Source organism: Micrococcus sp. ACRRV (assembly GCF_022346985.1).
Classification (GTDB): Bacteria; Actinomycetota; Actinomycetes; order Actinomycetales; family Micrococcaceae; genus Micrococcus; species Micrococcus porci.
The window spans coordinates 1-9,363 of sequence record NZ_JAKRNH010000091.1; the positions used below are offsets into that span (position 1 = coordinate 1).

Here is a 9,363-nt window from a genome sequence, read left to right on the forward strand (position 1 = left end):
CCGCCGACGCGCCCCTGACCGCGCCCCCGCTCTCGGAGCCCGTGCCCACCTCGGTGCTCGCCCCCGCGGAGGGGGACGCGCCCACCGCACAGGAGGCCGCGGCCGCCGTCCCGGACGTCGTGGTCCCGGACCCCCTCAAGCAGCACGGCCCGGAGGAGCCCCGCGGCCGCCGGCGGCGGCGCCGCACCCGGGAGGATCACCGTGCCGTGTTCGAGGAGGTGCTGCCCACCCAGGCGATCGTCCTGGTGGACCGGCTGCAGGCCTCGCCGTACGGCAAGCGGATGCGCTCCACCCTGCGCCAGCGCAGGGACACCGAGGCCGCCGCGCTCGAGGCGCGCACCACCCTGGACTTCGCCCTCAAGCTCGGGGAGACGATGTTCGGGTTCGGCGCCACCTCCCTGGACGTGGAGACCTCGATCATCGTGGTCACCCAGGCGTACGGCATCCACGAGACCGAGGTGGACCTGACCAACCAGGCGATCTCCCTGAACTACGCCCCGGACTCGTCCCGCGGCGAGGTGCCGTACACCCTGCAGCGCGTGGTCCGCACCTACTCCACGAACTTCGAGGGCCTCGTGGCCGTGCACCGGCTGGTCGAGGAGATCTCCGACGGCACCCTGGAGCGCGCCGAGGCGCAGCGTCGGCTGGTGGAGATCCGCCGGCGTCCCAAGCCGTACCCGCCCGCTGTGGAGATCCTCCTGGCCGGGGTGTTCGTGGCCTGCTTCATCCCCTTCATCGGGGGCACGTGGCAGGGCTCCCTGCTGGGCATGGTCTCCACCTGGTTCGTGTTCTGGCTGCACACGCGCACCTCGGTGTTCCTGCCGGAGATCTACTCCGTGATGATCGGGGCGTTCCTGGCCACGCTGATCGCCCTCGGCGCCTATGCGCTGCACGTGCCGGTGAACCCGGCCATCGTGGTGGCCGGCGGGATCATGATGCTCCTGCCCACCTCACGGTTCGTCACCGCCGTGCAGGACGCGATCAACGGCTTCCCGGTGACTGCCGCGGGACGCTTCATCTCCGCGATGCTCGTCTTCATCGGGATCATGGCCGGGATCATGGTGGCCGTCGGGCTGACGGACATGCTGGGCATCGCCCGCCTGGACCTGGCCGCCACCCAGTCCACGGCCTACCCCACCACCCTGCTCCTGGCCCTGGTCGTGGCCGCCACGGCATGCGACGCCGTCGTGGAGCGCTCCGGCTGGCGGACCCTCCTGGCCTCCTGCGCGGTGACCGCGGCGGCGTTCGCGGCGCACACCGTGGTCGCCGGCCTGGGAGTGAGCGCGCAGCTGCTGCCCGCGGCCGCGGCCGCGATGGTGGGGTTCGCCGGACGCATCGTGGCCCTGCGGGTCGGGGCGCCGCCCATCGTCGTCGTGGTGCCCGCCATCCTCTTCCTGCTGCCGGGCTTCGCCGTCTTCCGCGGTCTCTACGAGTTCACCGTGGAGTCCGCCTCCACCATGGCGGGGCTTGCGGGCATCGTGAACGCCCTCGTGATCATCGTGGGCATCGGCGCCGGCGCCGTCTTCGGCGACACCCTGGCCCGGCCCGTCACCGAGCGATTGTCCCCGGCGCGGTCCACGCCGGGGCCGGAGGGCCACACCCGCTGAGCGGCGTCGGCCTCAGTCCGGCAGGCGCCAGTCCACGGGGGAGGCCCCGGCGGCCTCCAGCAGCGCGTTCACCCGGCTGAACGGGCGGGAGCCGAAGAACCCGCGGCTCGCGCTGAGTGGGGAGGGGTGCGCGGACTCGACGACGCCCGCGCCGCCCGCCGTGAGGAGGGGCGCGAGGCGCCGCGCGTCGTTGCCCCAGAGCAGGCCGACCAGGGGCGTGCCTCGGGCGACGAGTGCGCGGACGGCCGCCTCCGTGATCTGCTCCCAGCCGATGCCGCGGTGGCTGCCCGCCGCGCCCGCGCGCACGGTGAGCACCCGGTTCAGCAGCAGCACGCCCTGGCCCGTCCACGCGGAGAGGTCGCCGTGGGCGGCGGGCGGGACGCCGAGGTCGTCGTGGAGCTCGCGGTGGATGTTGGCGAGGGAGCGGGGCAGGGGCCGAACGTGGCGGTCGCATGCGAAGCACAGGCCGATGGGGTGGCCGGGCGTCGGGTAGGGGTCCTGGCCCACGATCAGCACCTTCACGTCCGCGAAGGGCTGGCGGAACGCGCGGAGGATGTGTTCGGGTGCGGGGAGCACCTGCTCGCCGGCCGCGCGGCGGGCGGTGAGCTCGGCGCCGACGCGGACGAGCGCCTCCTCCTGGTCTGCCAGTGCGGCGGCCCAGCCGGGATCGAGCGGGGAGATCAGGTCCATGGGCCCGAGCGTAGCCGTGCGGCCCCGGAGGGCCCCAGTAGAGTGACCGCCATGCCCGCCGCCGACGCCTCCTCGTCCTCGTCGGACGCGCCGAGCTCCGACGCCTCGTCCTCCGGCGGCCCCGACTCCGCCGCCCCGGCGGCCCCGTCGTCCGACGCGGGCGCCGAGTCCGCCGCGGCCCCCTCCTCCGACGCGGCCGTCGAGTCCCGCGCCGCCGCCGAGTCCTCCCAGGCTGCCGCGGAGTCCTCCCAGGCCGCCGCGGACGCGCAGCGCTCCCGCGACGACGCCGCCCGCGCCGCCTCCGAGTCCGCGCAGGCCGCGGCCGACGCCTCCTCCGCCGACGCCGCCGCCCGTGAGCGTGCCGCGTCCGAGTCGGCGCAGGCCGCCGCGGACGCCTCCCGCGCCGCCGAGGCGTCCCGGTCGGCGGAGGCGTCCCGTTCTGCGGAGGCGTCCCGGTCGGCGGAGGCGTCCCGTTCTGCGGAGGCGTCCCGTTCGGCCGAGGCCTCCCGGTCCGCTGCGGCCCAGGAGTCCGCGGATCGGGCCGTGAAGTCCACCCCGGTGAACGTCTACAACGCCACCCGCAGGAACGGCCTGGCCGCCTCCTACGCCGACCGTCTCACGGGCGCGGGCTACACCCGCGTCACCGCGGACAACTGGCCGGGCTTCCGCGTCACCTCGAACACGGTGATGTACAACGGCGCGGACAAGCGGGCGGCCGCCGAGGCCGTCGGCCGTGAGCTGGGCATGCCGGTGCAGCAGGTGCCGAACCTGCAGGTGCCGGGCATCGCCGTCGTCGTCGTGCGCTGACCCACGCAGGCGGCCGGTGCGCTGACGCGCGCAGGCCGTCCCGGGCCCCCGCCCGCGCTCCGGAAGGAGGCGCGGACGGGGGCCCTTTTCGCCCCCTGCGGAACGGCGTCGCAGGGCGCCCGCGGGCTTTGCACTCTCCGGTGGTGAGTGCTCATAATGGGGCTAGCACTCCCGCGGTGCGACTGCCAGCAGTACCCGGCCGGCGGCCGCCCGAGGTGGAGGACCTGCTCCATCGGTGAGGCCCCGGTCCGGGGCCGTCCGTCGCGGGCACCGCTGCGGGTCAGGCGCGAATCGAAGCACCCGTCCAGAAAGGACTGCATCATGGCCAAGACCATCGCATTCGACGAAGAGGCCCGCCGTGGCCTGGAGAAGGGTCTGAACACCCTCGCCGACGCCGTCAAGGTGACCCTCGGCCCGCGCGGCCGCAACGTCGTCCTGGAGAAGAAGTGGGGCGCCCCCACCATCACCAACGACGGCGTCTCCATCGCCAAGGAGATCGAGCTCGAGGATCCGTACGAGAAGATCGGCGCGGAGCTCGTCAAGGAGGTCGCCAAGAAGACCGACGACGTGGCCGGCGACGGCACCACCACCGCCACCGTGCTGGCCCAGGCCCTGGTCCGCGAGGGCCTGCGCAACGTGGCCGCCGGCGCGGACCCGATCTCCCTGAAGCGCGGCATCGAGAAGGCCGTCGAGGCCGTCACCTCCGAGCTCCTCTCCGCCGCCCGCGAGATCGAGACCAAGGACCAGATCGCCGCCACCGCGTCGATCTCCGCCGCCGACGCCCAGATCGGCTCCCTCATCGCCGAGGCCCTGGACAAGGTCGGCAAGGAGGGCGTCATCACCGTCGAGGAGTCCAACACCTTCGGCCTGGAGCTCGAGCTCACCGAGGGCATGCGCTTCGACAAGGGCTACATCTCCGGCTACTTCGTGACCGACGCGGACCGCCAGGAGGCCGTCCTCGAGGATCCGTACATCCTGATCGTGAACTCCAAGATCTCCACCGTGAAGGACATGGTGGCGATCCTGGAGAAGGTCATGCAGTCCGGCAAGCCGCTGCTGATCATCGCCGAGGACGTCGAGGGCGAGGCCCTGGCCACCCTCGTGGTCAACAAGATCCGCGGCACCTTCAAGTCCGTGGCCGTGAAGGCCCCGGGCTTCGGCGACCGCCGCAAGGCCATGCTGGCCGACATCGCCATCCTCACCGGCGGCCAGGTCATCTCCTCCGAGGTGGGCCTGTCCCTGGAGAACGCCTCCCTCGACCTGCTGGGCACCGCCCGCAAGGTGGTCATCACCAAGGACGAGACCACCATCGTCGAGGGCGCCGGCGACGCCGACCAGATCGCCGGCCGCGTGGCCCAGATCCGCTCCGAGATCGCGAACACCGACTCGGACTACGACCGCGAGAAGCTGCAGGAGCGCCTCGCCAAGCTGGCCGGCGGCGTCGCCGTCATCAAGGCCGGCGCGGCCACCGAGGTGGAGCTCAAGGAGCGCAAGCACCGCATCGAGGACGCCGTGCGCAACGCGAAGGCGGCTGTGGAGGAGGGCATCGTCGCCGGCGGCGGCGTGGCCCTGATCCAGGCGGGCGCCAAGGCCTTCGAGGGCCTGCAGCTCGAGGGCGACGAGGCCACCGGCGCGAACATCGTGAAGGTCGCCATCGAGGCCCCGCTGAAGCAGATCGCCTTCAACGCCGGCCTGGAGCCGGGCGTGGTCGCCGACAAGGTGAAGTCCCTGGAGTCCGGCCACGGCCTGAACGCCGCCACCGGCGAGTACGTGGACCTCATGGCCGCGGGCATCAACGACCCGGTGAAGGTGACCCGCTCCGCGCTGCAGAACGCCGCGTCCATCGCGGGCCTGTTCCTCACCACGGAGGCCGTCGTGGCGGACAAGCCGGAGAAGGCCGCCGCAGGCGCCGAGGGCATGGACCCGATGGGCGGCATGGGCGGCATGATGTGACCACCCGCTGACGCCCAGCGTTTTCGCTGAGGAGAACGTCGCTACCATCCCGGTCTACCGGGACGGTAGCGACGTTTTCTTTCACGAAAGTGCTGGCCGGTGGGCGGCGAGCTCGCGCTCCAGGTTGGCGCGGGCGGGGTCCTCCCAGCGGGCGCGGCCGGCGGCGGTGGCGTAGAGCCGGTCCGCCCCCAGGAGCCCCTCCAGCACGGCGGCGCGGCCCGTCCGCCAGGCCTCGTCCGGGACGTGGGCGAAGTCGGCGCGCACCAGGTCGACGTAGGCCTCGTAGTCGTGCGGGGCGCGGCCCAGGACTTCGAGGTCGGCGTCGCAGAGGACGGCGCCCGCGGCGTCGTCCGGGGCGGGGCGGTGCTCGGCGGTGAGGCGCACCAGGCGGGCGGTCTCGGCGACGACGTCGTCCCCCAGCGCGAGGCCGGGCGCGGCGAGCAGGCGCTCGGCCAGGCGCGCCGAGTCCTCCTCGTCGGCGCCGGGGCCGCGGGCGGGGTCGGCGGTGTAGACGGCGTCGTGCAGCCAGGCGGCCAGGGGCACGGCGAGGGGGTGCGGCCCGAGGTCCTCCCCGGCGGCGGAGAGCAGGTCCACCGCCTGGAGGACGGCCAGCAGGTGCGCGGGGGCGTGGTACCGGCGGTGGGGCTCGGACCAGCGCCCCAGCAGCTCGGCCCCGGCGGCCGTGACCGCGTCCGGCGAGGCGTCCGTCCCCGCGAAGAGCCGGGCCCACCGGCGCCGCAGCACGGGCTCCGCGCGGCCGTCCCGCCGGCGGGCGGGCACCCGGAGTCCCGAACGGATCAGGCGCCGCACCAGCTCCCCGCCGTCCACGGCGAGGGCTCCCGCGGCCACCAGCTCGGCGTGCCGGTGGGCCGGGACGTCGTAGTGGTCGAGGTCGAAGGCCCGCGGGGAGAGGCCGTGGGCCGCGGCGAAGCCGTGCAGCTCCTCCAGCGACGCGTCGGAGACGAGGTGGGAGAACACGGTCCCGTGGGCGGGCCAGCGGGGTGGATCGATGAGCACGGCCATGCGCCCACCCTACGACCGCGCCCCGCCGCCCGGACGGGCGACGGGGCGCGGCACGGGCCCGGCTCAGAGCCGGAACATCGCGGCGTTGGCGGCCTCCGTGTCCGAGTACTGGGTGGCCGCGAGGTCCATGGCACGGCGGATGCCGCCCAAGGACTCCTCCACGCGGGCCTGGGTGGCGCGCCACTCCGTGAGCACGCCCTGGAAGTTGGCGGCGGCCTGGCCGCGCCAGGTGCCTTCGAGCTGGCGGAGGTTGGCCTCCATGGTGTTCACCTCGGTCTGCAGGCGGGCGATGGAGCCCTCCACGGCGCCGCTCTTGGCGCGCAGGTCCTCGACGTCGATCTGGACGATGGTCATGTGGTCCCCCTCTTCAGGCGCCGGGTGCCCCGGCGGTCGTGAGCGCGGCGGGTGCCGCGGCTCCCACGGTAGGCGGGCCGTTCCGGGCCCCTCCGGGCGGAGGGACCCGCCGGGGGATCAGGCGCCGTCGCGGGCGGCCTGTGCAGGAGAGGTCCCCGCCTGGGCCTGCCTCCGGGCAGCCGACGCGCGGCGGAACCGCTCGCCCGCCCACGCCAGCCGGCGGCGCTGACCGGTCTCCAAGGCCCCCGCGGATCCGGCGGCCGTGGACCCCCCCGTGGGGGGCCGGCCCGCCGGCACCCCGGCGCCGGGCCGCGCGTCGTCGTCCTCCAGGTCCAGGTCGTCGTCCGCGTCGTCCTCCAGGGCGGCCCAGGGCAGGTGCACGGAGAACGTGGCGCCGCCGCCCTCGGTCTCCAGCAGGCGCACGGAGCCGCCGTGCTGCGCCACGATCGCCGCGACGATCGCCAGGCCGAGCCCCGTGCCGCCGGTCTCGCGGTGCCGGGAGGCGTCCGCGCGGTAGAAGCGCTCGAAGATCCGGGCGGCGTCCTCCTCGGACACCCCGGCCCCGTGGTCGCGGATCTCGATCACCGAGTGGCGCGTCCCGTCCACGCCGGAGTCCCCGCCGAACGCGTCGCGGGTGCCCACGGCGATCTCGATGGGCGTGCCCTCCGGCGTGTAGCGCAGGGCGTTGGTCATCAGGTTCACCACGACCTGGCGCATCCGGTTCTCGTCCCCCATGAGCGGGGCGGATCCGGCCGGCCCGCCGTCCAGGCCGACGAGGCTGACCTTCCGGTCCGGCGCGTTCACGGAGGCGTCCATCATGGAGTCCATGCCGAGGACCAGCAGGTCCACCGGCTCGTGCTCCAGGGGCCGCTGCTCGTCGAGGCGTGCCAGCGTCAGCAGGTCCTCCACCAGCCGGTGCATGCGGCCCGCCTCGGACTCGATGCGTCCCATGGCCGCCGCCACGTCCTCCTCGCGGGTGATCCCGCCGTGCCGGTACAGCTCGGAGAACCCGCGGATGGTCACCAGCGGCGTCCGCAGCTCGTGCGAGGCGTCCTGGACGAACCGGCGCATCTTGTCCTCGGATGCCTCCTTGTCCCGGAAGGCGGTCTCGATGTGCGCCAGCATCGCGTTGAGCGAGCGGGAGAGCCGGCCCACCTCCGTCGAGGGAGGCGCGTAGGCCACGCGTTGGGACAGGTCACCGGCGGCGATCTTCGCGGCCGTGCGCTCCACCCGGTTCAGGGCGCGGAAGGCCCGCTCCACGAGCAGGTTGGAGGCGACGACGGACACCGCCGTCCCCAGCAGACCGATGGTCACGACGAGCGTCACCACCCGCTCCACGGAGGTCCTCACGCCGTGCAGCGGCAGCGCGATGGCCAGGGAGCCCTCGCCGCTGCGCAGGTGGTAGAGCTGCACCCGCCAGCCGTCGGAGCCCGCCGTGGTGCCCGGCACCTCGAACGACGCCGAGCCCTGCGCGTCCACCTGTTCCGGCGTCATCCCCTCCAGGGCAGGACCGTCGGCGCCGGGCATGAGCGGGGTGCTCACCACGGCCCTGCCGGAGGTGTCCCACACGACGCCGTAGAAGCGCAGGATCGACTGCTGCGGCGTGTAGTATCCGCCGGTCTGGGACATGGTGGTCAGGTAGATGGACACCTCGTCCCGGTTGTGGGAGAGGTCGTCGTCCAGCTGGCGGAGCAGCTCGGTGCGGAACAGGACGGCGGTCACCAGCGCGATGACGGCCACGAGGACCATCATCAGCGCGGTGATCATCACCACGAGCTTCGTCCGCAGGGGCCGCGCACCCCACCAGCCCCGCAGCCACGTGCGGGGGTGGCGCAGGCGCGCGGCGGCCACGCCCAGCCGGGGGCCCATGTCAGCGCTTGTCGGCGGTGCGGAGCATGTACCCCACGCCGCGCTTGGTGTGGATCATCTTGTCCCGGCCGCCGACGTCGATCTTGCGGCGCAGGTAGGAGATGTAGGACTCCACGATGGAGGCGTCCCCGTTGAAGTCGTACTCCCAGACGTGGTCCAGGATCTGAGCCTTGGAGAGCACGCGGTTGGGGTTCATCATCAGGTAGCGCAGGAGCTTGAACTCGGTGGGGGACAGGTCCACCACCTCGCCGCCGCGGCGCACCTCGTGGGCGTCGTCGTCGAGCTCGAGGTCGTCCACGCGCAGCACCGCCGAGTCGTCGTCCAGCGGCGCCGTCCGGCGCAGCACGGCGCGGATGCGGGCCACGACCTCGTCCAGGGAGAACGGCTTGGTGACGTAGTCGTCCCCGCCGACGGTGAGGCCGGTGACCTTGTCCTCCGTGCCGTCCCGGGCGGTCAGGAAGACCACGGGGAACAGCCGGCCGGCGGCGCGCAGCCGGCGGGTCACGGTGAAGCCGTCCATGTCCGGGAGCATGACGTCCAGGACGGCGAGGTCGGGCTGGAACTCCTCCGCGGCATCGAGGGCCTCACGGCCGTTGCCGGCCGCGCGCACCTCGAATCCGGCGAAGCGCAGGGAGGTGGAGAGGAGCTCGCGGATGTTGGGCTCGTCGTCCACGACGAGGAGCCGGGCTTCGGGTGTCTGGGACTGCATGCCTCCAGTGTGTGACCGTCGCCTGGACGATTCCTGGACACCTCCTGTCTGGTGCGGACGGACCCCCCAGGGACGGGCCCGGCCGCGTCAGGAACGGGCGCGGAGGACCGCGGAGAGCACGACGTGCAGCACCATCAGGGTGAACCCCAGGGGCAGGCCGAACAGGCTCACGGCGTACAGCGCCGGCAGGAACGCCGGGGTGGCGTGCAGGAAGTACGCGGCCAGCGCCCCCAGCAGCCCCAGCCCCGAGACCACGGTCAGGACGACGCCGGCCGTCAGCAGCACACGCAGGGCGCGGCGGGCGCCGGAGGGGGCGGGGACGGCGTCGTCGTCGGCCGCGGGGCCCGTGGT

Annotated in this window: 9 protein-coding genes; 3 read left to right on the top strand and 6 right to left on the bottom strand. The window is 73.8% G+C overall.

Annotated elements, in window-relative coordinates:
• Window positions 1-1,607: threonine/serine exporter ThrE family protein (locus MHY29_RS09395; protein ID WP_239240565.1), on the top strand; the 1,607-nt coding region annotated here is incomplete at its 5' end.
• A gap of 12 nt (window positions 1,608-1,619) precedes the next feature.
• Here MHY29_RS09395 and MHY29_RS09400 read toward each other — a convergent pair.
• Window positions 1,620-2,297, bottom strand: a complete 678-nt coding sequence (locus MHY29_RS09400; RefSeq protein ID WP_239240568.1) for a uracil-DNA glycosylase — start codon at window positions 2,295-2,297, stop codon at window positions 1,620-1,622.
• A 51-nt stretch (window positions 2,298-2,348) separates the two neighbouring features.
• On the opposite strand from MHY29_RS09400, the gene MHY29_RS09405 reads away from it, so the two are divergent.
• Window positions 2,349-3,104: a LytR C-terminal domain-containing protein gene (locus tag MHY29_RS09405; RefSeq protein WP_239240571.1), complete on the top strand. Its 756-nt coding sequence runs from the start codon at window positions 2,349-2,351 to the stop codon at window positions 3,102-3,104.
• A gap of 321 nt (window positions 3,105-3,425) precedes the next feature.
• Window positions 3,426-5,057, top strand: a complete 1,632-nt coding sequence (groL, locus tag MHY29_RS09410) for a chaperonin GroEL (RefSeq protein WP_224355588.1) — start codon at window positions 3,426-3,428, stop codon at window positions 5,055-5,057.
• Window positions 5,058-5,138: 81 nt separating this feature from the next.
• Here groL and MHY29_RS09415 read toward each other — a convergent pair whose 3' ends face one another.
• From MHY29_RS09415 to MHY29_RS09435, 5 genes are all read right to left on the bottom strand, one after another.
• Window positions 5,139-6,080 (bottom strand): DUF4031 domain-containing protein, encoded by a 942-nt coding sequence (locus MHY29_RS09415; RefSeq protein ID WP_224355587.1) that lies wholly within the window; start codon window positions 6,078-6,080, stop codon window positions 5,139-5,141.
• 63 nt (window positions 6,081-6,143) lie between these two features.
• On the bottom strand, window positions 6,144-6,434 hold the full coding sequence (locus MHY29_RS09420; RefSeq protein WP_224355586.1) for a WXG100 family type VII secretion target: 291 nt from the start codon (window positions 6,432-6,434) through the stop codon (window positions 6,144-6,146).
• A gap of 117 nt (window positions 6,435-6,551) precedes the next feature.
• A complete protein-coding gene (locus MHY29_RS09425) occupies window positions 6,552-8,303 on the bottom strand; it encodes a cell wall metabolism sensor histidine kinase WalK (RefSeq protein ID WP_239240574.1) in 1,752 nt (583 codons plus the stop codon).
• A gap of 1 nt (window position 8,304) precedes the next feature.
• Window positions 8,305-9,012, bottom strand: a complete 708-nt coding sequence (locus tag MHY29_RS09430; RefSeq protein WP_239240577.1) for a response regulator transcription factor — start codon at window positions 9,010-9,012, stop codon at window positions 8,305-8,307.
• Between the two features lie 87 nt (window positions 9,013-9,099).
• The coding region (locus MHY29_RS09435; protein WP_370643501.1) for a hypothetical protein at window positions 9,100-9,363 on the bottom strand (264 nt) is incomplete at its 5' end.

Coding starts and splice junctions, on each gene's coding strand:
- MHY29_RS09400 (WP_239240568.1), bottom strand. CDS start 2,297: ATGGACCTGATCTCCCCGCTCGATCCCGGCTGGGCCGCCGCACTGGCA.
- MHY29_RS09405 (WP_239240571.1), top strand. CDS start 2,349: ATGCCCGCCGCCGACGCCTCCTCGTCCTCGTCGGACGCGCCGAGCTCC.
- groL (WP_224355588.1), top strand. CDS start 3,426: ATGGCCAAGACCATCGCATTCGACGAAGAGGCCCGCCGTGGCCTGGAG.
- MHY29_RS09415 (WP_224355587.1), bottom strand. CDS start 6,080: ATGGCCGTGCTCATCGATCCACCCCGCTGGCCCGCCCACGGGACCGTG.
- MHY29_RS09420 (WP_224355586.1), bottom strand. CDS start 6,434: ATGACCATCGTCCAGATCGACGTCGAGGACCTGCGCGCCAAGAGCGGC.
- MHY29_RS09425 (WP_239240574.1), bottom strand. CDS start 8,303: ATGGGCCCCCGGCTGGGCGTGGCCGCCGCGCGCCTGCGCCACCCCCGC.
- MHY29_RS09430 (WP_239240577.1), bottom strand. CDS start 9,012: ATGCAGTCCCAGACACCCGAAGCCCGGCTCCTCGTCGTGGACGACGAG.